This is a genomic window from Streptomyces sp. NPDC006207 (assembly GCF_040613835.1).
Classification (GTDB): domain Bacteria; phylum Actinomycetota; class Actinomycetes; order Streptomycetales; family Streptomycetaceae; genus Actinacidiphila.
Window position 1 is genome coordinate 49,018 of sequence record NZ_JBEXSX010000051.1, and the last position, 25,647, is coordinate 74,664.

Below are 25,647 nucleotides of genomic sequence, written 5' to 3' on the forward strand. Positions count from 1 at the left end.
TGAGACAGTTGACGCTCGAACAGATGTAATGTCCCCATGACGCTCACGCAGTTGAGGGCCTTCGTCGCCGTGGCCCGACTGGGATCGGTCAAGGCTGCCGCCGAGTCGCTGGGCGTCACCGAGCCCGCGGTGTCCGGGGCCGTCGCGGCGCTCCGCCGCGAGCTGGGCGACGTCCTCTTCATCCGCGCGGGCGGCGGCATCAGCCTCACCCCGGGCGGACAGCGCCTGGCCGCGGGAGCCGCCGAGATCGTCGGCCTGGCCGAGGAGACCCGCCACCGCGTACGGCAGGCCAGCGCCGGCACCGTGCAACTGCGCGTGGCGTCCACCGAGACCGGCGCCGAGCAGGTGCTGCCCGCCCTTCTCGCGTCCTTCGGACGGCGCCAGCCCGACCTGGACGCCGACACGCTGGCGGTCCCCGTCGGGGTCTTCGGCGAACTGCTCAGGGACCGCAGGGCCGACGTCACGATCGGGCCCGCGCCCGCCCCGCACCCGGCGATCGAGTCCGTGCCCTTCCTCCGCTTTCAGCTGGTCGTCGTCGCGGCGCCCGGTCACCCGTTGCGGCAGCACTCCCGTATCGCCCCCGGGCGGCTCGGTCGCGAGCCCTGGCTCTTCGGCCCCGCCGGCATGGACCCCGACACCCTCGCCGGTGCCTTCCTCGCCCGCATCGGCGTCGACCCCGCCAAGGCCACCGCCTTCCCGAGCGTGACCGCCTCGCTCAACGCCGTCGCCGCGGGCGACGGGGTGACGCTGGCCCTGCTGCACGTCGTGCGCGAGGAGTTGCGGCGCTCGCACCTCGTCGTCCTCGACGTCCTCGGCATGCCGATCAACGGGATGCTGTACGCGAGCACCCTCGCCTCCGACCGCCGCTCCGCGGTCGCCGCCGCCCTGTGCCGGTTCGTCACCACCCCCGCCGCCACGCAGGCCCTGCTCGCCCGCTCCAACGGCGTCCCGCTCACGGAGTTCCGGCCGCCCGTCCACGTCACGCTCTGGAGCTGACGACCCGGGCGTGCGGGTTCCCGGGCGGCCCCGCGACCGGCGTCTTAAGCGAACGCTGAACTGCGCGTTGACGGCCCGCGACGGCGGGCCCAAGGTGTGGGCACCGTCCGGGACCGCCGATGACGCCACGACCGGAAGAGAGGTCTGCCCTCGATGGACTTCACCAACGAGTTCCGAGTGAGCCTGCCGCCGGACCAGGCCTGGGCCCTGCTCACCGACGTCGAGCGGATCGCGCCGTGCATGCCGGGCGCGCAGCTCACCGGGCGGGACGGCGACACGTACAACGGCCTCGTGAAGGTGAAGGTCGGTCCGGTGACCGTCCAGTACAAGGGCACCGCCGCCTTCGAGGAGCAGGACGCCGCGAGCCGGACCGCTGTGCTGCGGGCGCGCGGTCGTGACGCCCGGGGCCAGGGCAACGCCGACGCGCGCATCACCGCGCGGCTGGTTCCCGAGGGCGAGGCGACGATGGTGACGGTGGAGACCCGGCTGACGGTCACCGGGAAGGTCGCGCAGTTCGGCAAGGGCATGATCGAAGAGGTCAGCAGGAAGCTGCTGGTCCAGTTCGTGGAGGCCCTGGAGCGGCAACTGGCGCAGGAGCGCGTTCCCGAGCCCGCCGCGGTCGGCGGGGGTGGCGGGAGCGGCGGGGACGGCACCGAGCCGTCGGCCGCGGCACCGCCGCCCTCGACGCCTCCGGCTGCGGAGAGCGCCGAGGCGGAACGGGAAGGAGGCGGGGAAGGGACCGCGGAGAGCCGCTCGCAAGGCGACGCCGAAGGCCCGGCACCCGCGCGCGAGCCGGCACCCGCCCCCGGGCCGGCACCCGCGCGCGAGCCGGCACCCGCCCCCGGGCCGGCACCCGGCCCGGTGCGGCCCACGGCGGAACCCGAGCCGATCGACCTCATGGGCGTCGCCAAGGGCGCCGTGCTCAAGCGGGCGATCCCGGCCGCCGTCGCGGTCGTCGTGCTCGTCCTGCTCATCGTCTGGCTCGTCTGAGGCCCGCGGTGCGAGAGCTCGCGGACCCGCTCCGGGCCTGGTACGCGGCCGGACGCACGATCGGACTCGCCACAGTCGTCGCCGCCTACCGCAGCGCGCCCCGTCCCCCGGGTGCGGCGATGGCCGTGTCCGCCGAGGGCGACGTCGCCGGGAGCGTGTCCGGCGGATGCGTCGAGGCCGCCGTGTACGAGGTGGCGCGGGAGGTCGTCCGTACGATGACGCCGCAGCTGCACCAGTACGGGATCAGCGACGACGACGCCTTCGCCGTCGGCCTCACCTGCGGCGGCACCATCGACGTCTTCGTCGAGCCGGTCTCCCCGGCCACCTTCCCCGAACTGCCCGCCGTCCTCGACGACATGGCGGCGGGCCGGGCGGTCGCGGTGGCCACGGTCGTCGCCGGTCCGGGTGCCGGGACCCGCATGGTGGTGCGCCCCGGGGCACGCTCGGGCGGCCTCGGCTCCGCCGTCCTCGACGAGGCTGTGGCCGGGGACGCCCGCGCCATGCTGGCCCGCGGCACGAGCGCGCAGCGCCGCTACGGCGAACGGCGGGTCTTCGTCCGCTCCTACGCGCCGCCGCCCCGCCTGCTGGTCTTCGGCGCCACCGACTTCGCCGCCGCGCTCGCCCGCCAGGGCGCGCTCCTGGGCCACCGCGTCACGGTCTGCGACGCGCGCCCCGTGTTCACCACCGCGGCCCGCTTCCCCGACGCCCACGAGGTCGTCGTCGAATGGCCGCACCGCTACCTCGCCGCGGAGTCCGCCGCGGGCCGCGTCGACGCCCGGACGATGGTGGCCGTCCTCACCCACGACCCGAAGTTCGACGTGCCGCTGCTGGAGGTGGCCCTGCGCCTCCCCTTCCTGGGTTTCGTCGGGGCGATGGGCTCCCGGCGCACCCACGAGGACCGCCTCGGACGCCTCCGGCACGCGGGCCTGACCGACGCCGAACTCGCCCGCCTCAGCTCGCCGATCGGCCTCGACATCGGCGCCCTCACACCTCAGGAGACGGCGGTCTCCATCGCCGCCCAGATCATCGCCGGGAAGCGCGGCGGCTCCGGGTCCCCGCTCAGCGGCACGACGGGACCGATCCACGCCGCGGCGGTCCACGCGGGACACGGCGCCCGCTGACGGGCCATGATCTGCGGGGCGGCGGACGCCGGACGACGTCCGGCATCCGCCCACATGGCCCATGCGGAAGAGCGGGCGCCCGGGCCCGGAGGGCTCAGCTCGTCCCGGCCGCGGCGAAGGAGACGTCCGCGGTGCCGACGGTGCCGCCGCGGCGCCCGGGGGCGCTCTGGTGCTGCCAGTAGAGGTTGGTGTGCGCGATCACCAACTCCGGGGCCGGCGCCCCGTAGGCGCTGAGGTCCTCCGTGGTGTGCGCGTCGCCGACGAGCGTGACGTCGTAGCCCCGGACGAGCCCGCCGTGCAGGGTCGAGCGGACGCAGGCGTCGGTCTGGGCACCCGTGACAACGAGCCGGCCCACGCCGCGGTCGGCGAGCACCGCCTCCAGCTCGGTGTCCTCGAAGGAGTCCCCGTAGCGCTTGTGGATCAGCGGCTCCGGCTCCTCGCGCACGAGTTCCGGCACGTACTGCCAGCTCTCGCTGCCCTTCTGCAGGCCTTCGTCCGAGTGCTGCACCCAGATCACGGGAACGTCCTCCGCCCGCGCCTTGCCGAGCAGGGTGTTGATGTTGGCGATGACGTCGTCCCGGTTGTGGGAGCCGGCCACCACCCCGTTCTGCACGTCGATGACGAGCAGCGCGGTGTTCGGACGGTCGGAAAGGGTCGTCATGGGGACTTCCAGTCTCTCGTCGCGGGTGCCTGTGTCGTCCCCACCCTAGGCCGGGCCACCGACAATCCAGCCCGGCCGGCCCGGCCCCGGGTCGCCGGAGGACTAGTCCAGCGGGTCCAGCGTGAGGGAGGCCTGTTGCGGGTTGGCGTCGTCGACCAGCGACTCGTGGTTGCCCACGTCGTCGAAGGCGAAGGCGTACGCCTTGCCGTCGGCCATCCGAGCGTGGATCTCCCGGGCGTACTGGTTCGTCACGGAGTCCTGGTAGAAGCCGGCCGCGCTCGTGTCCGGCTGGGCGGGGTTGGTGAGCAGGGTGGTGCGGTTGAAACCGGCGCACAGCGTGCGTGAAATCGGGCCGCGCACGAGGTCGTTCGGTGCGTCGAGCAGCTTGTGGCAACCGAACACGCTGTCCGCGTCGGGCTTCTGGAACGAGGTGACGACGGTCCCGGAGGCGTCGGTGAAGTTCATGACGCCGCCGGAGACCCGCCCGTAGTACTTGGTGCCGGGCCGGTCGGCGAAGGGGGTCACCGTGAGCGTCGCGGTGGAGTACTTCTGCCAGACGCGGTTGACGTAGTCGTCCATCACGGTGCGCGGGAGCGCGCCCGTCTCGATCCCGTGGCCGGGGGAGAGGGCGCGGAGCACGGTGCCGTCGGCGCGGGTCTGGACGAGGTTCGCCCAGCCGCCCGTCCGGCCCCGCAGGGCGGCGAAGAAGCCGTTCCAGCCGCCCCGCACGAGGTGCCCGGTGGTGACGGTGCTGCCGTCGGCGCGCTGGAGTCCGACGGCGTACGGGGCGGAGAACATGTCCACCTGCGTGCTGTTGATCCACAGCCCGGAGTCGTTCAGCGTGTACTCGGACCAGTTGAAGAGGATGTCCCGGTTGGGGTCGGACGGGTTCTGCACCGCGGGCTGCACCAGGCCCCCGGTGGTCAGCCGGAAGTCCAGTTTCCGGCCGTAGGAGAAGTAGACCCGGCCGGAGAACTTGGGGAGCCGGATGGTGACGGACCTGCCGTTGGCGGGTCCGGCGATCGAGGCGTCGGGCGCCGGGGTCGGCGGGTTTCCCCCGGCCGGCCAGGGGTGGAAGGTGCCGTTGGCGTCGGCCCAGCCCTGGCGGCCGGTGGCGAGCTCGGTGCCCAGGTCGTAGAGGTACACGGGCTCGTTGCGGCCGGAGTTGTTGGTGATCGTCAGCGGGATGGTGGCGGGGACGGCGGCCTCGGCGCGGGGGGACGTGGTGCCGAGGACGGTGAGGCCGACCGTCATCAGCAGCGCGGCCGGCAGGGCCGCGAGGGGCTTGCGTCGGATGTGCACGCGCTTCCTCCTTGTGTGGGGGCGGAGGGACGCCACGAGGGGCGAAATGGTGCTGAGAGCGCTCTCAAGCGTCGAGGCGTGAGGCGGACATGTCAATCCATGCGTCAGGGTTGTTGAGCACCCCGTGTGGTCGGGCCCCCGGTGGTGCCGTCTCAGCCCGCGTGCCGCAGCCACCCGTACGCGACCGGCTGCGGCACGTTCCACTCCGCGGCCTGCACCGCGGGGACCGGGACGGAGCCCGCCCCGAGGTGGCACCGCAGTGCGGCGGCGGTGTCGGGGTGGACGCGCAGGAAGACCTCGGCCAGGCCGGTCAGCCGGGCCCGGGCGGCCAACCCGGCGACCGGACGCCGTCCGACTCCGCGGCCGCCGGCGGCGGGCCGCGACGATGAGGCGGGCCGGTTCGACCTCGTCCTCCTCGGCGTCGAGCCGGAGTTCGCCGGTCACGGCGAACTCCCGCCCGTCGTGGAGCAGGTGAGCCTCCACGTCCTCCGCGTCCTGCTCGCGGTGGTGCTCCGCCGGCGCCCCCTCTGCGGGCGTGGCCGGCTCCCCTCAGGTCGCGGGCTGCGGGCTGGGGCCCGGAGGCGGGAGCGGTCCGGGTTCGGGTCCGGGGCCCGGCGGCGTGGGGTCCGGGGGCACGGGGTCCGGCCCGGGCGGCGCGGGCGTGGGCGGCAGCGGGTCCGGGCCGCCCGGCGGCACGGGACCGGGCGCCGGACCGGGCTCCGGGCCCAGGGGGCCGGGCGACGGGGTGGGGTTCGGGGGCACCGGATCGTTGGGGGGCGTGGCGTTCGTCGTCATGCGTTCCTCCCGGTTCGGGCCGTTTCGGCTGAGGGGCGCGTACCCGGGAGTCCGCCGCTCACGCGGCCCCGTCGCAGGGACCGTGGCCCCGACCGTCCGCCGGCCGTGCCCCCGGCAGCCTGCTGCGGGCGGCGGCCAGCGCGGCCTCCACGTCCGTGGTCCCCGTGGCGACGCACAGCGTGTACGCCACGTCCTCCACCCGGCTGCGCGCCTCGGATCCGCCGTCGTCGGCGTTCGCCGCCCGCAGCGTCTCGTACTGCTCGACCAGCATGTGCAGAACCACGGGATGGGCCATCAACATGATCGGGATCCCTCCGTCACGACACCGGGACATTCTCCGACTCCGCGACCGAGTACCCCTCATCCCTTCCGCCATTCGGGGTAAGGGACAGGCATGGGTGGGTGGTGGAGGGGGCGGTGATGGAGGGTTCGGGGCTCACGGAGCGCGAACGGCGTGCGCTGGCGGAGATCGAGGACCTGCTGCGCGACGACGACGTGCTGGAACGTCAGTTGCGCACGATGCGCTTGGACCCGGAGCCGGACCCACGCCCGGGCCCGGGGCCGGCTGACCTGTTGCGGCGGCCACGCGCCCTGCTGCTGGCGCTGCTGGCGATCGTGTGTTTCGGGCTGCTGATCGCCGCGACCGTCACGACGCTGCTGGCGGTCGTCTGCGCCTTCGTGGTGACGTGGCTGGTCACCCTGTTCGTGGCGGTCCGCTTGCCGGGTCCGGCCCGTCGCGCGGGCGCCCGGCGCCGCCGCGGCCGTCGCCGCTGACCCGCCGCCGCGTCCCACGGCCGTGTGGGCCCCCGGGCGCCCCGGCCGGGGCGCCCGGGGGCGTCCGGGTCAGGGCGGGTGCCGCCCACGGGTGGCACCACAGGGGACGCGATCGGGGCGGGGGGACCGCTCACCCGCTGCGGGCGGCACGGCGGCGCAGCGCGCGGCGCTCCTCCTCGGACGTGCCGCCCCAGATGCCGGGGGACTGCCCGGTACTGAGTGCCCACTCGAGGCAGTCGCCGACCACCGGACACCTCTCGCAGACCGCTTTGGCGCGGGCTTCCTGCCCCGCACCCGGGCCTGAGGAGCTGACCGGGAAGAACAGTTCCGGATCCTCGTCTGCGCAAGCGGCGCTTCGCCACCAGCCCATCGTTTCGACTCCTTCCGGAGGAAGCGTTCGGGGGTGCCACGGACATTGCCGTGCTGCGTCGCGTACCCGGTGTGGCGCAGCCGATGCCGCCCGATCCGGAGCCGATCCGGAGCCGATCGCGCGGAGGCTCACCGAGGCAGGCGGTCCCAGAACGAGCAGTGGTGGGCGGAGTACGCGTCGACGGGGTGGATTCCGCCTGGTCCGGGAGCCAACGACTGCACCGACCGCGCGAGAGGTGACGAAGGGTGCAGGGCAGGCCAGAGCGGGGCGCCGGGGGTGTTCGGGTTGCCGGTGCGCGCGAAGTTCGTCCAATAGTCGACCATCCGGTCGGACAGGGCGCGCTGGGCGTCGGTCAGCGGTCGCTCGGTGGGGAAGGCGGCGAACAGGAACGGCATCTCGAAGCCGTGCGCCGCGCCGTAGGGGAAGCCCGGGTTCGCCGGCAGACCGGCGAGGACGGGAGCGTCCGGATCGCTGAACTCGTAGCCGTAGAGCGGGAGGCCGGGGGCACGGGCGGCGATGGCCCGGCCGGCTGCCAGCGTGGTGCACGTGAGGGATCGATCGGTCAGCACCGCGGCCCAGGCCAGTGCGGGCGTGGGGTGTCCTGCTGCCGGGTACCGTGCCTCGACGGCGGGGGCTGCGGGCCCGAAGGCGTCCACCAGACGGGCGCGGTAGTCGTCCTCGGTGCGGATCGGGAACGCGGCGAGCGACAGGCCGACGAACATCCGCATCTCGTCGTGGTTGGTGCCCTGGACGACCGGCACGCGGTGGAAGCGTCCGGTCGCCAACGCCTGGTCCGGCGCCACGGGCAGCAGCGGATTGCCGAAGGCGGGCCGGTTGAAGGACTGCATCAGCTGCGCGGTGGCCAGGCGATCCGCGCCCTGCCCGCGCAGGCACGCCAGCACCTCGTCTCCGCCGCCCTCGGTGCAGCCCAGTTGCCGGGCGGCTTCCGCCCCGGCCGTCTGGACCTCGCGCTGTGGGGCGAACGGCTCGTACGCCGGTGTGCCGGGTCCCAGAGCGCCGCGTGGAAAGGACATGTGGCAGGAGCCGCTCTGGAGCACGGCCCGCCGGAAGAGTCCGGCGGCCGCCGGCGAGGTGAGGTGCGCACAGATGCTGAGGGCGCCCGCGGACTCACCGAAGAGCGTGACATTGCCCGGATCGCCGCCGAAGCGCTCCGCGTTCGCCCGCACCCAGCGCAGGGCGGCCTGCTGGTCCGCCAGGCCGAACGGCGGGGCGGAGCCCAATGCGGGGTGGCCGAAGTAGCCGAAGATCCCCAGCCGGTAGTTGACCGTCACGACGACCGTGTCACCCCGGACCGCCAGTTGTCCGGTGCCGTAGTCACTGCCGGAACCGCCCAGGAACGCACCGCCGTGCGTCCACACCAGCACGGGCCGCTTCCGCCCGGCTGGCTTCGGCGTCGGCATGGTGACGTTGAGGTAGAGGCAGTCCTCCGACCCGAGCACCGCGCCCGCACCCGGTGCCGGCATCTGCACACAGCGCTGAGCCGCCGCCGTCGCATCCCGGACACCTTGCCACGCGGCGGCGGGCACCGGGGCGCGCCAGCGCAGTGGTCCGGTCGGCGGGGCCGCGTAGGGAATGCCGTCGAAGGTGGCGTACGAGCCGTGTGACACACCGCGTACCAGGCCGTGGTCGGTCCGTACGACGGTACCGCTCGGCCCCCCGGAGTGCGCGGAACCAGGTGGTGCGCCGGTCGCCGGCACGGCGGTGCCCGCGAGTAGTGCCACCGCGCAGAGCAAGGGGAAGAGCACCGCACGGAGCCTGTCTCTTCGGCCTGGACGCGGTGCTGTCATGGTCGGGGACATGCGTATCCACCCTTCGTGGTCGGACGAGGTCGCATGAGGCCGGAACAAGGCCTGAGCGGTGGGGAAAACGGTGCGGACCGACGTGGCCGGTGATCAGTACGCTAGGACCTCCCGCGCGCTGGAGGTTCAAGAGCCCGTGACGCAAGACACGTGGAGCATCGGTGAACTCGCGGCCGGAACGGGGGTCCCGGTGAAGACCCTCCGCTACTACTCCGACAGCGGTCTGCTGCCCGTGGCCGGCCGTAGCGCCGGTGGTCATCGCCGCTACGGTCCTGAAGCGTGGGAACGGATCCGTCTCATCAGACGCTTACGGGCGCTGGACACTCCGATCGCCACCATCACGCAGGTGGTCACCGGTGAGCGCTCCCTCGGCGAACTGGTGGCGACCGAGCTCGAAGCGGTGCAGGAACGACTGACCGAACTGCGGTGGCGCCAGGCCACACTCAAGTCCCTGGACGAGGCCCCGAGCGAGGAACGGCTCCGGCGTCTGGAGATCCTCTCCCGTGTGCAGCGGCTCCCGCAGGCGCATCGCACCCTCACCGACCACTGGTATCGCGAGCTGTCCGCGGCCATGCCCAAGCGCCGGCTCGACATCATGATCGGCATGCTCTGCCCCGACCCCCCGCAGGACCCCGATCCCGCTACGGTCCTGGCCTACGCCGAGCTTCATCTGCTCATCTCCACACCCAGTTTCACCCGCTGGACCCAGGACCACGACGAGGAGATGAGGGACGGCCCGGCCTTCTACGCGGAGATCGACGATGCCGCCGCTGCGACGGCCGCCGCTTTGGCCCAGGGCCTGCCGCCCGGCGCCGGGGATGCGGTGAACGCCTTCGTGTCCGCCCACGCGCGAGCCCGCCGGGAGTCGGACACCCCCGCCTTCCGCGCGTACCTGCACGGGCTGGTGTCGAGGTCGTCCGGCTTCGACCCCCGCCTGGAACGCTATTGGGCCCTGGTCGGCACCGTCACCGGCGGGCGGGTGCTGAACATGACGGTGGCCCACAGATGGCTGACCGAAGGGCTGTCGATCTCGATGGCCGACGGTGCACCTGCGGGGAGCCCGGTTCCGCGGACTCCCGACCGCGCGCACCGAGTGGTTCCGGGCGAGATCGACCGCTGAAGCGCGCGTACGGCGGTCGGCGCGGCGAACGGCTTCCCCGTCCTGCCGTGGCGCGGCCGGCCGTCGCGTTTCCTACGATGGCGTCATGACGATCTCCGGGCCGGAGCAGCCACAGATACGCGTCCTGTACGACGAGTCCCGCCAGGACTGGCGGGAGCCGGCTCGTCCGCGCCCCGTGCGGCTCTACCTGTGGGAGCCGGCGCAACCCCCGGCCGCCTCCTCCCCGTTGGTCGTCGTGTCGCACGGCACCGGAGGTTCGGGCGGCGCCATGGAGTGGCTGGTGGATCCGTTGCGCGAGGCGGGTTTCCGGGTGCTGGCCCTCGACCACCACGGCAACAACTTCGTCGGCGGCTACGAGCCGGAGGGCTTCCTCCACGTGTGGGAGCGGCCACGGGACGTCTCCTTCGCCCTCGACGTGCTCGCCCGGGAACAGCCGTTGGGGCCGGTCGGCGCGGCGGGCTTCTCCGTGGGCGCCCACACGGCGGTGGCGCTCGCCGGGGCGCGCCTCGACCCGGACGTCCTGCGGGCCGTGCTGTCGGGGGCCGTACCGGTGCCGGACATCCCCGAGTTCCCCGGTGTGCTCGAGGCGCACCGGAAGAAGTACCCGGACGACCCGTCGGCGCGGGGGGCGCTCGACGGAGCGGGGGCCGACCTGTCGGACGCGCGGGTGCGGGCAGTCTTCCAAGTGGCCCCGGGCGTCGGGGGATTCGTGACCCCGAGGAGCCTGGCGGCCGTGCGGGTGCCGGTGGGGATCCGCTGGGGTGGTGCCGACACGGTCAACCCGTACGACGTCGACACCAGGCCGTACGCGGAACACGTCCCCACGGCTAGCGTCCGCTGCGCCGGCCCCCACGTCCGCCATGACGACTTCTTCGCGCCGGAGCCCGCCGACCCGGACGTCCGCGTCCGGGTCGGCAGGGAGGCAGCCGACTTCTTCGTGCGGCACCTGCGCTGACCGTGTCCACGCGGTGTCCACGGTGGTGGCCGGAGCCGGGAGAGGGCCTCACCCACCGCCAGGCTCTGGCCCCCGGGCGGTGCGACCCCCCGCCTCCCGGACCGCGGGGAACGACGCCTGGAAGGCCAGCCGGCGGTCGGCGTCGGCGGCGATGTCGCCGAGGAGCCCGTCCAGCGCCAGGAACACCTCCCAGCGTTCGGCGCCGGTCGCCGCGGCCAGCCGGTCGAGGACCAGGTCCTCGAGCTCCGTGACGCGGTTGCCCTTCCAGACCTTGTCGGCCACGCTCACCAGCAGGTCCTCCATGGTGACGGCCGCGTCCGTCCACGAACCGTGGGTCGCCGCGAAGCGCGCCAGGCGCGGCGGGACGCCCTGCGCCCGCAGCAGTGCACGCCCCGCCGTCTCGTGGGCGTTGCCCGGCCCGGACAACTCGGCGACGTGCAGTGCCTTGCCGATGTCGTGGGTGGCCGCGCCGAAGAGCACGGCCTCACGGTCGACGACCAGGGCGGGGCCGTACTGCCGGACCCAGTCGACCAGTTCACATGCCGCGTCGTGCACCAGCCGCAGATGGGCCGCGAGCCGCGACGGAGCCCCCACCTCGCGCAGCAGACGCGCCACCTCCGGCGGCAGCGGCCGCTCCCGTCCCCAGGTGAGGGCCCGGTCGAGGTCCGGCGCCCGCTCGGGTCCCCCGACCTCGGCGGTGGCCCCGGCGGCGCGCAGCGCGGCGACGGCCGACTCGGCGTCCTCCTTCGGCGCGTTCCGCAGCACGACGAGAGGGGTCCCGCGGATGAGGGCCCGGCAGTGCTCCGTGCCCAGACCGGTCAGTCCGCCCAGCACGGCGACGACCTCCGCCGCGCGTGGCCCCACCTCCCTCAGCACGGCCGTCACCGGCACCTCGTCGCCCCCGGCCCTCATGTGCTGCGCCCCTGTCATGAGCCCTCCCCGTCGCTCCCGGCCGTCCCGCCGCGGACAGCGTGCCCGAAGCCCCGCCCGAGGGGAACTCCGCGTACCGTGCGCCCGCGCACGGCCCGGGCGCCGCCACTTCCCCGCCGCTTCCTGTGAGAATGCCCGCGACCGCTGCCCCGCCCCCGACCGCTGGAGGACGACGACGCATGGGTGGACACCCACACCCGGACGGCACCCCCGGCCCCGCGCCTGCGCAGGCGCCGCCGATCACCTGCGACGAGCCCGGTTCCTTCGCCCGCAGCGTCTTCCAGGAGCGGCACCCGGTGCTGGTCCGGCGCATCCTCGACGCCGTCCCGTACGGCCCGGAGCGCCGCCGGGACTTCGCGGCGCTGCTGGAGGAGTCGCGGTCCGGCACGGTCGCCCCGCTGCCGCGGGACGCGCCGGACCTGGCGGCGTGGGAGGAGTGGGGCGAGGGCCGTTTCGGGCGGCCGTGGGCCGAACTGCCGTTCCTGTGGTCGGAGTCGTACTTCTACCGCCGGCTGCTCGACCCCGCCGGTTACCTCGCCGCGGGGGCGTGGCACGGCGTGGACCTTTTCGCGCCGTTCAAGGACGCCGAGCTGGACGGTCCCGGCTTCGCCGCCGACCTCGCCGCCCTGGACGGGCTGCCCGGGCTCGCCCCCGCCGAGCGGGAACACGCGCTGCTCGCGGCCGCCGTGTGGGGCAACCAGGCGGACCTCGGCTTCACCATGGTGGCCGATGCCGCCGCCCCCGAGGCGTCCGGCACCCTCGTCGCCGACGAGTCGGAGCGGCTGTGGTCCCTGCTGGACGGCGGCACGGTCGTCGTGGTCACCGACAACAGCGCCCGTGAGGTCCTGGCCGACCTCGCCCTCGTCGACGGCCTTCTCGCGGGCGGACGCGCCGACGAGGTCCACCTGCTCGTCAAACCGCGCCCGTACTACGTCTCCGACGCCACCACCCAGGACGTCCTGTCCTGCCTGCGCCGGATGACCGCCGCCCCCGGCGAGGCCGCCCGCATCGGCGGGCGCCTGCTCGCGGCCCTGCGCGAAGGGCGGCTCACCCTGGCCGCGCACCCCTTCGCCTGCGCGCCGCTCGGCTACCGCGACATGCCGGACGACCTGCGGGAACGCTTCGCGGCCGCGCAGCTGACGGTGATGAAGGGCGACCTCAACTACCGGCGCCTGGTGGACGACCGGCTCTGGCCCCCGACGGTGCCGTTCGGGGACGTCACCGCCTACTTCCCGGGGCCGGTCGCCACCCTGCGCACGCTGAAGTCCGACACCGTCGCGGGGCTCACCCCCGGGACCGTGGCCCGGCTGGACGCCGCCGGCACCGCGTGGCGCACCAGCGGCACGCACGCCCTGATCCAGGTCACGGTCCCGGGGTGACGGCCCGCGCCGTCAGCGCGCCGTCGGTGCGGCCTGCCCGGAGGAGGCCAGCCCCGGCGGGGCCGCCGCCAGCGCGGAGCGGATCGCGTCGACCAGCGCCAGCGCCGCCTCCTCGGTGAGCTCGACGGCGACCCGGGCCGAGGGCCCCAGGGCCGGGTTGAGGAAGTCGATGTTGACGGTGTGCTCGTACGGCGCGTGCTGCGGGTGGTCGACGTAGACCATGGCCTCGGTCAGCCCGAAGTAGCCCTGGGCGCCCTTGCCGCTGCCGTCGATGCGGATCTTCTCGGTGAGGTACGTGCACATCAGAGGTGCTCCTTGAAGAAGGCCAGGACCTTCGACCAGCCGTCGACCGCCGCCTCGGTGCGGTAGCTCGGCCGGTTCACGGCGAAGAAGGCGTGGCCGGCGTTCTCGTAGGTGTGGAACTCGTACGGCTTGCCCTGCGCCTTGAGCTCGGTCTCCAGTTCGGCGACGTGCTCGGGGGAGGGGTAGCTGTCCTCCGCGCCGAACAGCCCCAGCAGCGGGCCGCGCAGGTCCTTCGTCAGGTGCACGATCGGCTCGACCTGGAGCGGGAAGCCCTCGGGCGGCGTGCCGGCGACGAACGCCCCGTAGCAGTCGACGCCGGCCTGCACGTCCAGCGAGGCCAGGGCGAGGAACGCCTGGCGGCCACCGGAGCAGTAACCGATCACGCCGACCTTGCCGTTGGAGGACGGCAGGCCCCTCAGGTACTCGGCGGCGCCGGCGGCGTCCCCCAGGAACCGCTCGTCGGGCACGCCGCCTCGGGCCCGCGCCGCCGCGGCCGCGTCGTCCGGCGACGCGCCGGGCGCCTCACGGCTGTAGAGGTTCGGGCAGACGGCGGCGAAGCCCTCCGCCGCGAATCGCCGGGTGATCTCCTTGGTGGGGTCGTCGTAGCCGGGCATGTGGTGGATCACCACGACGCCGCCGTACGGACCGGGGGCCATGGGGCGGGCGGAGTACGCCTCGATGCGGTCGCCGCCGTGACCGGTGACGGTCACCGTCTCGGCGAGCAGTGCGTCATACATGTACGCGGTCCTTCCGGGGGACGGAGATCAGCACTCTATTCCGCATGCGCTTTCCCCCTGCCGCCGCCCCGCCCTGGACCCCGGCGGGAGCCGCTCCGTAGGGTCGCCTCATGAGGCAACGGCCCGAGGGAGTCGGCGAGGAGGAGCTGGGCGAGGCGCTGCGCGCGTGGGGGATCGACGCCGCGTCATGGACCTACGAGCCCGTCGGCTTCGGCGACCACCACTGGACGGCGGCCGACGCCCGCGGCCGGCGCTGGTTCGTCACCGTCGCCGACCTGACGCACAAGCAGCACTGCGGGGCGGACGCCGAGTCCGCCTTCGAGGGACTGAGCCGGGCCATGGACACCGCACTCGCCCTGCGGGAACGCGCGGGCCGGGAGTTCGTGGTCGCCCCGCTGCCCGCCGCCGGGGGCGGCACGGTACGCAGGATCGGCGCGCGGTACGGGGTCAGCGTCTTCCCCTACGTGGACGGCGTCGCCGGCGACTTCGGCGACCGTCTCGACGCGTGCGGACGCGGCGCCCTGCTGGACACCCTCGCCGTGCTCCACCGGACACCGCCCCCGGCCCCCGTCCCGCGCCCACGACTCGCGCTCCCCGGGCGGGCCGCCCTGGAAGCGGCGCTCGCCGGGTTGCGCGACCCCTGGCACGGGGGCCCGTACGGCGAGCGGGCGAGGGCCCTGACGAGCGAGCACGCCGGGGCGCTCCGGCGGCGGCTCGGGGAGTTCGACCGGCGTGCCGCCGCGCTCGAACGCGCGGGAGGGGAACACGTCGTCACCCATGGCGAGCCGCACCCCGGCAACCTGCTGCGGCAGGACGCGGGGCACGTGCTCGTCGACTGGGACACCGTCGGTCTCGCCCCGCCCGAGCGCGATCTGTGGCTGGTCGTCACCGGGGCCGAGGACCTCGACCGCTACCAGGACGCGGCCGGCCGCCGCCCCGACCCGGACGCCCTCGCCCTGTACGGGCTGCGCTGGCGACTGGAGGACGTCGCCTCCTTCCTCGGCGACTTCCGCTCCCCGCACCGCGCCACGCCCGATTCCGACCTGGCCTGGCGGTCCCTGGCCGCCACCGTGCGCGCCTTGGCATGAACACCCCTCAGCGGTCGAGCCGTTCCTCCCGGCTGATGACGGAGCGGGCCGCCGGAGCTCATCGCCGCGCCGGCCGCAGGGCTCACCGGTCGGTGGGGCGCAGTGCCTCGAGGACGCGGGTCGCCGTCTCGACGTCCTGCCCGGAGAGGGTGACCGTGACGCCGTCGTGCTCGAAGGTCATCTCGGGGGCCGAGGAGCGGGCCGCGCGCCAGGCGAGCCAGGCCAGGGCGAGGTTGGCCAGCCGGAAGCCGCTGTCGAGGGCGATCCGGATGCCTTCCAGGGTGCCGCCGACGCCGACGCCGACGCCGACGCCGCCGATGCGGCCTACCGCGGGCCCGCGCCCCTGGAGGGCGACCTTGGCGTTGCGCCGCACATAGGAGTCGTCCAGCAGCCAGGTGTGGAACGAGCGCAGCTCGTCCTCGGCGTCCCGCGCCTGCGTCGTGACGATGAGGTCCATCGGCACCGTTCCCCCTGGGTGAGCACCGCCGTGCCGTCACTCTGGCACAGTCGCATGCGGTGACGCAGGCATCCGCGCAAAGCGGTACGAGACGTACGGCGGCGTGCGCCACCCGTCGCTTGCCGTGGCCGGGCGGCGGGCGCAGGCTGGAAACATGGCTGCTCAGGGCGGGCCGACGCTCATCACGTCCGTCCAGCGGGCCTTCCGCCTGCTGGAAGCGGTGGGCGCACACGAGGGTGGCGTACCGGCGAAACAGCTGGCGCGCGAGACGGGGCTGCCGCTCGCCACCGCCTACCACCTGCTGCGGACCCTCACCCACGACGGCTACGTGCGCAAGCTCGCCGACGGCGGCTTCGCCCTCGGCGAGAAGCTCGAGGCCCTGCACGCCGCGAGCCGCCCGCAGATGCCGCTCAGCCGTATCCGGCCGGCACTGGCCGCGCTGCGTGACGACCTGTCCGCCGCCGCCTACCTGACCTTCTACGAGGACGGCGAGATCCGGGTGGCGGACATCGTCGACGGCCCCCGGACCCCGCGGGTCGACCTCTGGGTGGGCTTCGAGGAGGCGGGGCACGCCACCGCGCTCGGCAAGTGCGTGCTGCGCGAGCTGGACGAGGAGGCCCGCAACGACTACCTCGCCCGTCACCCGCTGGCCGATCTGACCCCGCGCACGATCACCCACCGCGCGGAGCTGCTGCGGTGCCTGGAGAGCGCCCCCGCCCCTCCCGCCGTCACGGACCTGGAGGAGTACGCCCTGGGGACGGTCTGCGTCGCGGTGCCCGTCTACAGCGGCAGCACGCTGGGCTCGCTCGGTGTGTCGCTGCGCGCGGACCGGGTCGCCGCACTCGAAGACGTGCGCGCCAAGCTGCTCTCCACGGCGAGCCGGGTGACCCGGGGTCTGTCGCTCACTATCTGAAATTCCCGCCCTTGTGGTCGGGGTGCATACACCCATTAACTGGTGGAAACGGACATCGGCGGTGTGACGCCTCGCACAGGCAGGGATTGCGGACGAACATGAGTCAAGCCCCGGACCAGCGGCATGGCGGCCGGCCGACCTGGCACGTCGCCGCGGGAGCGCCCTTTGCGATCATCTGCGGGGTGGCCCTCGTCGCCTTCGTCAGCGGCAGCGGCCCCGACTGGCTGCCTCTGCTCGCCGTCGGGCCGGCGCTCGCCGCCGCCGTAGGGGGACCGTGGCGCGTCCTGCGGGCGGGCGTGCTCGCGGTGGCGCTGGCCGCGGTCCTCGGCGCCTACAAGGGCACGCACGGCGACAAGCTGGCCATCGTGGTGGCCGCGCTGGCCGCGGTCACCCTGGCGAGCGGGCTGGGAGCCGCGGTCCGGGGGCGCCGTGAGCGGGTGCTCGCGGCCGTCCGGTCGGTCGCCGAGGCGGCACAGCACGCGCTGCTGCTGCCCGTGCCGGAGACCGTCGGCCCCTTCCAGGTGGCCGTGCGCTACAGCGCCGCTGCGGCGGAGGCCCGGATCGGCGGCGACCTGTACGCCCTGGTGCCCACCCCGTACGGGGTGCGGCTGATCGTGGGCGACGTCCGCGGCAAGGGGCTGCCGGCGGTGAGCACCGCCGCCCTGGTGCTGGGCGTGTTCCGCGAGGCCGCCTACGACGAGCCCGACCTGCTCGACGTCGTCGACCGCATCGAGCGCAGCCTGGCCCGCAACCTCGGCCCGGACGACTTCGTCACCGCCGTCGTCGTCGGGCACCCCCGCCCGGGCCGCATGGAGGTCGTCAACTGCGGTCACGCCCATCCGCTGCTGCTGCGCGGGGGCGACGTCCTGGCCGTCGAGTCCTCCGGCCACGTCCCGCCGCTGGGGCTGCGCGCCCTCGCCGGGGAGGAGCCGGTGCTCCAGGTGCTGCCCTTCTCCGAGGGCGACCAGCTGCTGCTGTACACCGACGGCGTCATCGAGGCCCGCGACCGCGGCCGCCGCTTCTACCCCCTGGACGAGCGCGTCACGCGCCACCTCACCGACGACCCCGCGCGCACCCTGGCCGCGCTCCACGACGACCTGCTGGACCACGTCGGGGGCAGGCTGCACGACGACGCGGCGCTGCTCCTGCTGCGCAGCACCTCCAGCGCCGCGTCCGTCACCGAGCTGCCCGTCCCCGTCGTGTCCGGCGGCGCCGACAGGGCCCAGGCCGGCTGAGCCTCCGGTCGCGGGAAGGCGCACGAGTGGCGCACTTTTTCAGCGATTTGCTGCACTTCAGGCGATATGCGATACGTGGAGGAGGGGCCTTTCACCGCTCGCCGAGGAAGTGCCATGACAGGAGCGCACGAGGACGTCGGGCGCGTGGTCACCGGTCGCTACCGGCTTCTGCGCCGGCTCGGCGTCGGCGGCATGGGACGGGTGTGGCTCGCCTACGACCAGGAGCTGGCCTGCGAGGTCGCCGTCAAGGAGATCGTCCTGCCGCCCGGAGTCCCCGAACGCGAGGTGAGCTCCCGCATCGCCCGGGCCCGCGGCGAGGCCCGGCACGCCGCCCGGCTGCGGAACCACCCCCACGTCGTCACCGTCCACGACATCGTGGAGGAGGACGGCCTCCCGTGGATCGTCATGGAGTTCGTCCCCGGCGCCATGGACCTGGAGGCGGTGGTGCGCGAGCGCGGGCCGCTGCCGCCCGCGGAGGTCGCCCGGATCGGGCTGGCCGTGCTCGACGCCCTCCTGGAGGGCCACCGGCTGGGCATCCTGCACCGCGACGTCAAACCGGCCAACATCCTGCTGACCCATCCCGGCTCGCGGCCCTCCTACCCCACCGAGGGCGGCGGCCGGGTGATGCTCACCGACTACGGCATCGCCCTAGAGCCCAGCTCGGGCGAGACCCGCCTCACCGCGACCCTGGAGATCCTCGGCACCCCGCGCTTCATGGCGCCGGAGCGGGCCAACAACCGGCCGCCCACCGCGGCGGGCGACCTGTTCTCGCTCGGCGCCACCCTGTACTACGCGCTGGAGGGCACCGGGCCCTTCGACCGCGAGACCGCCCTCACCACCCTGAGCGCCCTGCTCTTCGAGCCGCCCGCCCCGCCACGCCGGGAGACCCGGCTGACACCCGTCCTCGTGGGACTGCTCGCCAAGGACCCCGCGGACCGGATGGGCGCGGAGGAGGCCGCCCGGCGGCTCTCCGCCGTCGCCGCCCAGCCGTACCACCTCCACCCGGCCCCTGCGGGGGAGCCGGCGGCCCCCGCCGAGAACCCACCGCCCGAGCGGTCCCCCGCACCGGAGCCGCCGCGCCCCCAGTCGTCGGCCGCCCCGACGACCGAACTCCCGCCGTCGGCCGAACTCCCGCCGCCGGCCGGGCAGGAGGAACACGAACGGTCCGGCCCGCCCCCGGGGCCGCTGCCGCCGAAGGGCGGCGAGGGCCCACCGCGGTCCGGTCCGCCCCGGCCACGGCGCCGGCGGGCCGGGCTCGTCGCCGCGGTGGTGCTGGTGGCGCTGGCCTTGGTGGGCGGCGGCATCTACCTGGCGCAATCCCCTTCCCCGGGCCCTGAGCACGCCACGCCGGCATCCGTGCAGTCGATCAAGGTCGGCGACTCCCCGCACGGAGTGGCGATGTCCCCGGACGGGGGCCGGGGCTACGTGGCCAACTACAGCTCGGGGTCGGTGTCGATGATCGACACCGAGCTGAACCGCACCGTGGGCGATCCCATCCCCGTGGGCCGCTTCCCGAAGGGGGTGGCGGTCTCACCGGACGGGCGCAAGGTCTACGTGACCAACAACTACGCGGGCTCGGTCTCGGTCATCGACACGTCGAGCAACCGCACGGTGGGCGATGCGATCTCCGTGGGCTCCAGCCCGGAGGGGCTGGCGGTGTCGCCGGACGGGAGCCGGGTCTACGTGGCCAACGGGACGTCCGGTTCGGTGTCGGTGATCGACACCGCGGAGAACCGCACGGTCGGCGATCCCATCCCCGTCAGCCGCTTCCCGCGGGGGGTGGCGGTGTCCCCCGACGGGCGCAAGGTCTACGTGACCAGCTTCGGCCGCAACAGGAGCTCGGCCTCGGTGTCGGTGATCGACACCGCGGAGAACCGTACGGTGGGTGATCCCGTCCTCGTCGGCCGACGCCCTGAGGGGGTGGCGGTGTCGCCGGACGGGAGCCGGGTGTACGTGGCCAACGGGGGATCGGGTTCGGTGTCGGTGATCGACGCCGCGGAGAACCGTACGGTCGGCGATCCCATCCCCGTCGGCTCCAGCCCCGCGGGGATGGCGATGTCCCTGGACGGGCGGCACGTCTACGTGGCCGACGGGGGTTCCGGTTCGGTGTCGGTGATCGACACCGCCGAGAACCGCACGGTGGGCGGCGCGATCGCGGTGGGCTCCAGCCCTGAGGGGGTGGCGGTGTCGCCGGACGAGCGCCGCGTCTACGTGGCCGACGCGACCTCCGGTTCGGTGTCGGTGATCACGTTCTAGCGAACGTGCGGGTGGGCCGGCTCAACTCAAGGCGGGGTGCAGCCCGGCGGCTCCCAGACGGGGTTGCCGTCGCCGTCGTTGTGGTAGCTCGTGCAGTCCTCGCTGGGCGCCAGGCGTGAGGTCTCCGTCGTGGCTCTGGTCGTTTGAGGCGCCGCCTGGGCGCTCGCCACGCCCACCGTTCCGGCGAGCAGCGCTGCGGCGCACGACGCTCCTACGAGGTGCCGGATTCGGCTGCCTTTCTCCCTGCCTATCGCCATGATTAGCCCCTTTTCAGTAGAAATGTCGCTCACGTATTCACCAGGGTGGGAGTTCGGCCGCGACGGTGTCAACGCCATCGACGGCGAACCGTCCCGATGTTGCAGAATCGGGAAGTTCGCCGGGTCGGGCCCTGCCGGGCCCGGGTCCGGTCAGCCGCCGTCGGCCCCGTCCGGTGCGGGTAGCGGCTGCTCGGCCCAGATGGTCTTGCCGCGGGCGTGGTAACGCGTGCCCCACATGGAAGCGAGCTGCGAGACCAGGTAGAGCCCGCGTCCGCCCTCGTCCGTCTCCAGGGCGCGCCGGACGTGCGGGGAGGTGCTGCTGCCGTCGCCGACCTCGCAGATCAGCCGGCGGTCGCGGATCAGCCGCAGTCGCACCGGCGGTGCGCCGTAGCGGATCGCGTTCGTGACGAGCTCGCTGACCAGCAGCTCGGTGGTGAACTCCAGTTCCGCGAGGTCCCACTCGGCCAGTTTCCCGGTCACCAGCCCGCGCGCCCGCCCGACCGACTCCGGCGCGCCCGCCAGGTCCCAGGTGGCGTGGCGGTCCGGCGGCAGACGGTGCAGCCGTGCCACCAGGAGTGCCACGTCCTCCCCGGGATGCCCGCCCGGCACGAGCCGGCGCAGTGCCTCGTCGGCGATCTCGCCGGGCCCGCACCCGGGACCGGCCCCGGCCAGCGCCTCGGCGAGCCGGAGCACCGCCGCGTCCCCGGACGCCGGGGCGAGCAGCCCCTCGGTGTAGAGGGCCAGGAGGTCACCGTCGGCATGGGCCACCTCCGAGCATTCGAAGGGCACGCCGCCGGTGCCCAGTGCGGGCGTCGCCGGGGCCCCGGCCACCGACACCTCGCCGTCGGGGCTCACCCGTGCCGGCATCGCGTGCCCGGCGCTCGCGACGGCGGAGCGCATGGTGATCGGGTCGAAGATCGTGTAGAGGCACGTCGGGGCGGAGATCCCGGGGGTGGGCCCGCCCTGTTCCTCGTGGAACCGCTTGACCTGGTCGCTCAGGTGCGTGAGCAGCTCCTCCGGGGCCATGTCCAGGTCCGCCAGCGTCCGCACGGCCGTCCGCAGCCGGCCCATGGACACCGCCGAGTGCAGCCCGTGCCCGCCCGCCTCGCCGATCACCAGGGCGGTACGCGCGCCGGAGAGCGGGATGACGTCGAACCAGATGCCGCCGGGCCCGGCGTGGCCGCCCCGTGCCAGGTGGCGCGCGGCGGCTTCCACGGTCGCCAGCGCCGGCAGCCGCTGCGGCAGGAGGTTCCGCTGCAGCGCCAGCGCCGTGGCCCGTTCGCGGGTGTAGCGGCTCGCGTTGTCGATGCACACCGCGGCGCGTGCGACGAACTCCTGCGCGAGCATGACGTCGTCCGCCTCGAACGAGTGTGCCCGGGTGAACCGGATGAAGAGCACCACGCCCAGCGCCGCCCCGCGCGCGAACATCGGCACCAGGAGCCAGGACCGGACGGCGAAACCCTGGATCAGCTCCGCCCGGGCGGGATCGGCGGCCTCCAGCTCGACCAGCAGTTCCTCGCCCGTGAGCAGGACGGGCTTGCCGGTGGCCAGGGCCCGTGCGGCCGGGGTGCCGGGCAGGGACGCAAAGCCGTCCACGTCGCCCGGCGCCACCACGGTCCGCGCCGGGCCGCCGGGGACCATCGTCGCCGCGGCGCGGCGCAGGGGCACCGTGTCGGCGACCGGCCCGGGCAGCGGCTCCTCACCACCGATCACCGAGTCCACCAGGTTGACGTAGGAGAAGTCGGCGAACCGCGGCACGGCCACGTCCGTCAGCTCCTGCGCCGTGTGCAGCACGTCCAGGGTGCTGCCGATCCGCGCGCTGGCCTCGTTGACCAGGTCGAGCCGTTCCCGCGCCCGGGCCTCCGTGGTGAGGTCGAAGACCATGTGCGCCAGGGCCACCACGTCACCGTCGGCGCCGCGCAGGGGCAGGATCGTCTCCGACCAGACCGTGTCCCGGTCCGGGTCGCGGGGGTCGCGGCCGCGCACCTCGCTGCCGATCATCGCCCGGCCCGAGCTGAGCACCAGCCGCTGGCGCGCCTCGAAGGCGTCCGGGTCCAGCAGCCCGGGCGGCGCCACCTCGCGCATGGTGCACCCGACGAAGTCCTCGGGGAAGCCCGTCGCGCGGATCTGGGAGTCGTTGCGGGCCAGGAAGCGCAGGTCCGTGTCGAAGACGTCGATGATGAACGGTGACTCGGTGAACAGGCCGCGCAGCAGCGCGCCGAGCAGGTCGTCCTGCCGCACCGCCTCGGCGTCCTCCGCCTGCAGCAGCCAGCGGTCCGGCGCGAGGGGATGTCCCCACAGCACCACCGCGACCGGCTCGCCCTCCCGGTGCCGCAGCAGCAGGGGGCCGAGGAAGACCGAGTGCTCCGCGTTCATGATGCCCGCGACGCGGGCGCCGTCGGGGCGTGACCACAGCAGCCGGGACACCGGCCCGCAGGCCTCGGCGGTCGTCCAGCCGAGCAGCCGCTCCGCGCCGGGGGTCCAGTTCGTCACGGTGCCCCGTGCGTCGACGACGGCGAAGGCGGCGCCTCTGGACCGGGGGAAACCGTCAGGGGCGTCGGCGAACAGCGTGCCGCGCATGTCCACCCGTCACGCCCACCCGGCCCTGGCACACCCAAGGATTCCCACAGACCAATACTGCCCGCCGTCAAGATCTGAGGCACGCGGTGCGTGCCTCACCGCCGTGACCTGCCGGGACGCGACCGGAGGAAGGCTGTCCCCGCGTCCCGCGATGAGTTTCCGGCACCGCACCGGTCCTCACCGGTGACGACAACCGACACCCGGGGGAACCCCATGACGCACCATCCCGACCTCCGTCCGGCCGCCCGGGACGTGAGCGCACTCCTGGAGCGGATCGACGACGAGCAGCTCGACGCGCCCACGCCGTGTCCCGACTACACGGTGGCCCACCTCATCGGGCACATCGCCGGGCTCTGTGCGGGCTTCCGCGACGCCGCCCGCAAGGACTTCGGCCCCACCACGGACGGCGATCCCGGCGCGGTGGTCCCCGAGCTCCCGCCCGCCTGGCGCGACGTGCTGCCCGTCCTGCTGACGGAGGTGTCCGCGGCCTGGCGGCACCCCGGGGCCTGGGAGGGCGAGACGAGGGCCGGCGGAATCACCCTGCCCGCGGACGCCGCGGGCCGTTTCGCCCTGAACGAGCTGCTGGTCCACGGCTGGGACCTGGCCCGCGCGACGGGGCTCGACCACCGCCCCGACGAGTCCGCCGTCGAGGCCGCGATCGCCCTGCTCACCGGCTTCCGGACGGCCTCCGGCGACCGCTCGGGGCCCTTCGGCCGGCCGGTTCCCGTCCCGGACTCCGCGCCGGCGCTGGACCGGCTGGTCGGACTCACCGGCCGCGATCCGGACTGGAGCCCGCCGCGCTGAGCGGCCGGCGACCCCAGGCGGAGACCATGGGCGCCGTGGCCAGGTCGAGCGTGCCGGTGGCGACGTTCGCCAGATGGCGGTCGACCTCCTCGTCGGTGGCCAGCCCGGCCGCCACGAGCCCGTCCCTGATGTGCCGCACCGTTGCCGCCTCCAGGACCGCGCACGCCGGTGACGTGATCGGGAAGTACGCGTCGGCCCCGACCTCCTCGAGACCTGCCTCCCGCAGCAGCCGCGGCAGCGTCCGCCCGTAGGCCAGGTCCGCGCCGCGCCCGGCCATCAGCGTGCGGAAGCCGGAGCGCAGCCGGTTGGCGAGCCGCTGCTCGGGTCCGGACTCGTCCGGGCAGAGCAGCGGCTGCAGCCCGGGATCGGCGTCCTCCAGCAGCAGCAGGCCGCCCGGGCGGAGGGCGCCGATCATGCGCCGCAGCGCCTCCGCCCGGTCGGTGACGTGCACCAGCACCAGCCGGGCGTGGACGAGGTCGAACCCGCCCGGCGGTGCGGGGTCGGCGGCGACGTCGTGCCGCAGCACCTCGACCGCACCGCCCGCGGCGTCCCGGGTCCACGACACGTCGATGTCGGTGGCGACCACGGCACCGCCGGGGCCGACCCGTGCGGCCAGTCCGAGGGGCACCGAGGCGCCGCCGGCACCCACCTCCCAGCAGCGCATCCCCACCCCGATGCCGAGCGCGTCGACGTGCCGGAACGTCACGGGGTCGAAGAGCTCGGCGAGGGCGTCGAAACGTGTCCCCGCCTCGGCCCGGCGGTTGTCCAGCAGGTAGCCGTGGTCGTGTCCCGGGCCGCCCCCGTGGTCCGTGTCGCGTGTCGTCATGGCGCGATTCTCCGTTACGGGGGCCTCCCTCCGGCCGCCGGGGGCCGCCCGACGATCAGGGCACTCGTGTGGGTGACACGGAAAAGCCCGGGCGGCGGTGCCCGCCGGGTGGATGCATCGCGCAGGTAGTCGATATTTCAGTCGAGATTGACAGATGTCGCTTACAGCTAACAGTTACGGATATGTCCGCATTATGTAACGCGAAGCGATTGTTCCGGTTGTGCGCGTCGCCGCTGGGTCAGAGTTGGGTCATCGGCAACCGCCGAAGCATCCGCACCGCGGGAACGGCCCGAAAGGACCAGGACCGCACCTTTGTTGAGGGGGCATCATGTCTGCTCGTATCACCCGTCGCGTCATCGCCACCGTCCTCGCCTCCGGAGCGGTCGTGGCCGCCGCCGCCCTGCCGGCCACCGCTGCGCAGAGCCGCGACCACGGCCGCCACTCCGTGGTGATCGGTGACGTCAACACCCGCGACGGCCACGGCCACGGCCGCGGCGGCCGCGGCGGGCGCGGCGGTGACGAATGGATCGAAGTGGTGAACACGGGCCGCGGCTCGGTCAACCTGCGCGGCTGGAGCCTGTCGGACCGGGACGGCAACCGCTACCGCTTCAACAACGTGTGGCTCGCCGGGCACTCGAAGGTGCGCGTCCACACCGGCTTCGGCCGCGACGGCCGGCGCGACGTCTTCCAGGACCGCCGCAACTCCGTCTGGGACCGCCGCGACGTCGCCACCCTGCGCAACGACCACCGCCAGGTCGTGGACGTCAAGTCCTGGAGCGGCCGCCGCTGACCGGCACCCGAGCCGGGCCGTGCCGCCGCAGCCCCGTGGCCGGCACGGCCCACCCCGTCACCCCTTCACGGCGTGCCGCGGCGGAATCCCGCCGCCCCCCCGCACCTAGGCGCAGGCGCGGCCCGGTAAAGCACACGGCAGATCTCCCCCCTCGAAGCGCGTTGGGTCGGGGGGGGGGGTGGGCCGGG

General features: G+C 74.2%; 25 protein-coding genes. 13 read left to right on the plus strand and 12 right to left on the minus strand.

Features of this window, described 5'->3' with window-relative positions; translation table 11 throughout:
• Positions 1–36 precede the first annotated feature (36 nt).
• The 3 genes from ABZ312_RS32250 (at position 37) to ABZ312_RS32260 (ending at position 3,107) form a co-directional block, all read left to right on the plus strand.
• Positions 37–996, plus strand: coding sequence for a LysR family transcriptional regulator (locus ABZ312_RS32250; protein ID WP_499515657.1), 960 nt, complete (start codon positions 37–39; stop codon positions 994–996).
• A 153-nt stretch (positions 997–1,149) separates the two neighbouring features.
• Positions 1,150–1,986: an SRPBCC family protein gene (locus ABZ312_RS32255; RefSeq protein WP_500439300.1), complete on the plus strand. Its 837-nt coding sequence runs from the start codon at positions 1,150–1,152 to the stop codon at positions 1,984–1,986.
• A gap of 8 nt (positions 1,987–1,994) precedes the next feature.
• Complete coding sequence (locus tag ABZ312_RS32260) at positions 1,995–3,107, plus strand: XdhC family protein (RefSeq protein WP_500358133.1); 1,113 nt, start codon at positions 1,995–1,997, stop codon at positions 3,105–3,107.
• A 94-nt stretch (positions 3,108–3,201) separates the two neighbouring features.
• Here ABZ312_RS32260 and ABZ312_RS32265 read toward each other — a convergent pair whose 3' ends face one another.
• From ABZ312_RS32265 to ABZ312_RS32280, 4 genes are all read right to left on the minus strand, one after another.
• Positions 3,202–3,768, minus strand: coding sequence for a cysteine hydrolase family protein (locus ABZ312_RS32265; RefSeq protein ID WP_500358135.1), 567 nt, complete (start codon positions 3,766–3,768; stop codon positions 3,202–3,204).
• A gap of 102 nt (positions 3,769–3,870) precedes the next feature.
• Positions 3,871–5,022, minus strand: coding sequence for a glycoside hydrolase family 64 protein (locus ABZ312_RS32270; RefSeq protein WP_500326532.1), 1,152 nt, complete (start codon positions 5,020–5,022; stop codon positions 3,871–3,873).
• Between the two features lie 200 nt (positions 5,023–5,222).
• Positions 5,223–5,402, minus strand: a complete 180-nt coding sequence (locus tag ABZ312_RS32275; RefSeq protein ID WP_500358137.1) for a hypothetical protein — start codon at positions 5,400–5,402, stop codon at positions 5,223–5,225.
• 521 nt (positions 5,403–5,923) lie between these two features.
• Complete coding sequence (locus tag ABZ312_RS32280; protein ID WP_500326381.1) at positions 5,924–6,166, minus strand: DUF5133 domain-containing protein; 243 nt, start codon at positions 6,164–6,166, stop codon at positions 5,924–5,926.
• 119 nt (positions 6,167–6,285) lie between these two features.
• Between ABZ312_RS32280 and ABZ312_RS32285 the strand changes: the two genes are divergently transcribed.
• Positions 6,286–6,639 carry a DUF3040 domain-containing protein gene (locus ABZ312_RS32285; protein WP_500326379.1) on the plus strand — a complete coding sequence of 118 codons (354 nt, stop codon included), beginning with the start codon at positions 6,286–6,288 and terminating at the stop codon, positions 6,637–6,639.
• A 130-nt stretch (positions 6,640–6,769) separates the two neighbouring features.
• Here the strand turns inward: ABZ312_RS32285 and ABZ312_RS32290 are convergent, their stop codons facing one another.
• Positions 6,770–7,009 carry a WhiB family transcriptional regulator gene (locus ABZ312_RS32290; RefSeq protein ID WP_499515665.1) on the minus strand — a complete coding sequence of 80 codons (240 nt, stop codon included), beginning with the start codon at positions 7,007–7,009 and terminating at the stop codon, positions 6,770–6,772.
• A gap of 128 nt (positions 7,010–7,137) precedes the next feature.
• The gene (locus ABZ312_RS32295; RefSeq protein ID WP_500439301.1) at positions 7,138–8,775 is read right to left on the minus strand and encodes a carboxylesterase/lipase family protein; all 1,638 of its coding nucleotides are present in this window, start codon (positions 8,773–8,775) and stop codon (positions 7,138–7,140) included.
• A 190-nt stretch (positions 8,776–8,965) separates the two neighbouring features.
• On the opposite strand from ABZ312_RS32295, the gene ABZ312_RS32300 reads away from it, so the two are divergent.
• Together ABZ312_RS32300 and ABZ312_RS32305 are read left to right on the plus strand one after the other, a co-directional pair.
• The gene (locus tag ABZ312_RS32300; protein WP_500326375.1) at positions 8,966–9,949 is read left to right on the plus strand and encodes a MerR family transcriptional regulator; all 984 of its coding nucleotides are present in this window, start codon (positions 8,966–8,968) and stop codon (positions 9,947–9,949) included.
• Between the two features lie 85 nt (positions 9,950–10,034).
• A complete protein-coding gene (locus tag ABZ312_RS32305; protein WP_500326373.1) occupies positions 10,035–10,904 on the plus strand; it encodes an alpha/beta hydrolase family protein in 870 nt (289 codons plus the stop codon).
• A 48-nt stretch (positions 10,905–10,952) separates the two neighbouring features.
• On the opposite strand, the gene ABZ312_RS32310 is transcribed toward ABZ312_RS32305, so the two are convergent.
• Positions 10,953–11,834: a ribosomal protein L7/L12 gene (locus ABZ312_RS32310; RefSeq protein WP_500326372.1), complete on the minus strand. Its 882-nt coding sequence runs from the start codon at positions 11,832–11,834 to the stop codon at positions 10,953–10,955.
• Positions 11,835–12,013: 179 nt separating this feature from the next.
• On the opposite strand from ABZ312_RS32310, the gene ABZ312_RS32315 reads away from it, so the two are divergent.
• Positions 12,014–13,213, plus strand: coding sequence for a damage-control phosphatase ARMT1 family protein (locus ABZ312_RS32315; protein WP_500326370.1), 1,200 nt, complete (start codon positions 12,014–12,016; stop codon positions 13,211–13,213).
• A gap of 12 nt (positions 13,214–13,225) precedes the next feature.
• Here the strand turns inward: ABZ312_RS32315 and ABZ312_RS32320 are convergent, their stop codons facing one another.
• Positions 13,226–13,516 carry a DUF6295 family protein gene (locus ABZ312_RS32320; RefSeq protein WP_500360237.1) on the minus strand — a complete coding sequence of 97 codons (291 nt, stop codon included), beginning with the start codon at positions 13,514–13,516 and terminating at the stop codon, positions 13,226–13,228.
• A complete protein-coding gene (locus tag ABZ312_RS32325) occupies positions 13,516–14,253 on the minus strand; it encodes a dienelactone hydrolase family protein (protein WP_500360235.1) in 738 nt (245 codons plus the stop codon). Before ABZ312_RS32325 ends, ABZ312_RS32320 begins: the two co-directional genes overlap by 1 nt.
• Positions 14,254–14,363: 110 nt before the next feature.
• Between ABZ312_RS32325 and ABZ312_RS32330 the strand changes: the two genes are divergently transcribed.
• Positions 14,364–15,341 carry a phosphotransferase gene (locus ABZ312_RS32330; protein WP_500439302.1) on the plus strand — a complete coding sequence of 326 codons (978 nt, stop codon included), beginning with the start codon at positions 14,364–14,366 and terminating at the stop codon, positions 15,339–15,341.
• An 82-nt stretch (positions 15,342–15,423) separates the two neighbouring features.
• On the opposite strand, the gene ABZ312_RS32335 is transcribed toward ABZ312_RS32330, so the two are convergent.
• Positions 15,424–15,798 carry an effector-associated constant component EACC1 gene (locus tag ABZ312_RS32335; RefSeq protein WP_500439303.1) on the minus strand — a complete coding sequence of 125 codons (375 nt, stop codon included), beginning with the start codon at positions 15,796–15,798 and terminating at the stop codon, positions 15,424–15,426.
• A gap of 154 nt (positions 15,799–15,952) precedes the next feature.
• On the opposite strand from ABZ312_RS32335, the gene ABZ312_RS32340 reads away from it, so the two are divergent.
• The 3 genes from ABZ312_RS32340 to ABZ312_RS32350 all read left to right on the plus strand — a co-directional run bounded on the left by ABZ312_RS32340 (position 15,953) and on the right by ABZ312_RS32350 (position 20,202).
• Positions 15,953–16,711 (plus strand): IclR family transcriptional regulator, encoded by a 759-nt coding sequence (locus tag ABZ312_RS32340; RefSeq protein WP_500326361.1) that lies wholly within the window; start codon positions 15,953–15,955, stop codon positions 16,709–16,711.
• 98 nt (positions 16,712–16,809) lie between these two features.
• Entirely contained in the window at positions 16,810–17,946 is a 1,137-nt protein-coding gene (locus ABZ312_RS32345) for a PP2C family protein-serine/threonine phosphatase (protein ID WP_500326360.1), read from the plus strand.
• Between the two features lie 114 nt (positions 17,947–18,060).
• On the plus strand, positions 18,061–20,202 hold the full coding sequence (locus ABZ312_RS32350; protein ID WP_500326358.1) for a protein kinase domain-containing protein: 2,142 nt from the start codon (positions 18,061–18,063) through the stop codon (positions 20,200–20,202).
• A gap of 407 nt (positions 20,203–20,609) precedes the next feature.
• Here ABZ312_RS32350 and ABZ312_RS32355 read toward each other — a convergent pair whose 3' ends face one another.
• Positions 20,610–23,039, minus strand: a complete 2,430-nt coding sequence (locus ABZ312_RS32355; protein ID WP_500358706.1) for a SpoIIE family protein phosphatase — start codon at positions 23,037–23,039, stop codon at positions 20,610–20,612.
• A 213-nt stretch (positions 23,040–23,252) separates the two neighbouring features.
• Between ABZ312_RS32355 and ABZ312_RS32360 the strand changes: the two genes are divergently transcribed.
• A complete protein-coding gene (locus ABZ312_RS32360; RefSeq protein WP_500326354.1) occupies positions 23,253–23,843 on the plus strand; it encodes a TIGR03086 family metal-binding protein in 591 nt (196 codons plus the stop codon).
• Here ABZ312_RS32360 and ABZ312_RS32365 read toward each other — a convergent pair.
• Positions 23,806–24,669 carry a class I SAM-dependent methyltransferase gene (locus ABZ312_RS32365; RefSeq protein WP_500326353.1) on the minus strand — a complete coding sequence of 288 codons (864 nt, stop codon included), beginning with the start codon at positions 24,667–24,669 and terminating at the stop codon, positions 23,806–23,808. The two genes, ABZ312_RS32360 and ABZ312_RS32365, sit on opposite strands and share 38 nt — an antisense overlap.
• Positions 24,670–24,997: 328 nt before the next feature.
• Here ABZ312_RS32365 and ABZ312_RS32370 point away from each other — a divergent pair, with 328 nt between their 5' ends.
• The gene (locus tag ABZ312_RS32370; RefSeq protein WP_500326352.1) at positions 24,998–25,459 is read left to right on the plus strand and encodes a lamin tail domain-containing protein; all 462 of its coding nucleotides are present in this window, start codon (positions 24,998–25,000) and stop codon (positions 25,457–25,459) included.
• Positions 25,460–25,647: the final 188 nt, after the last annotated feature.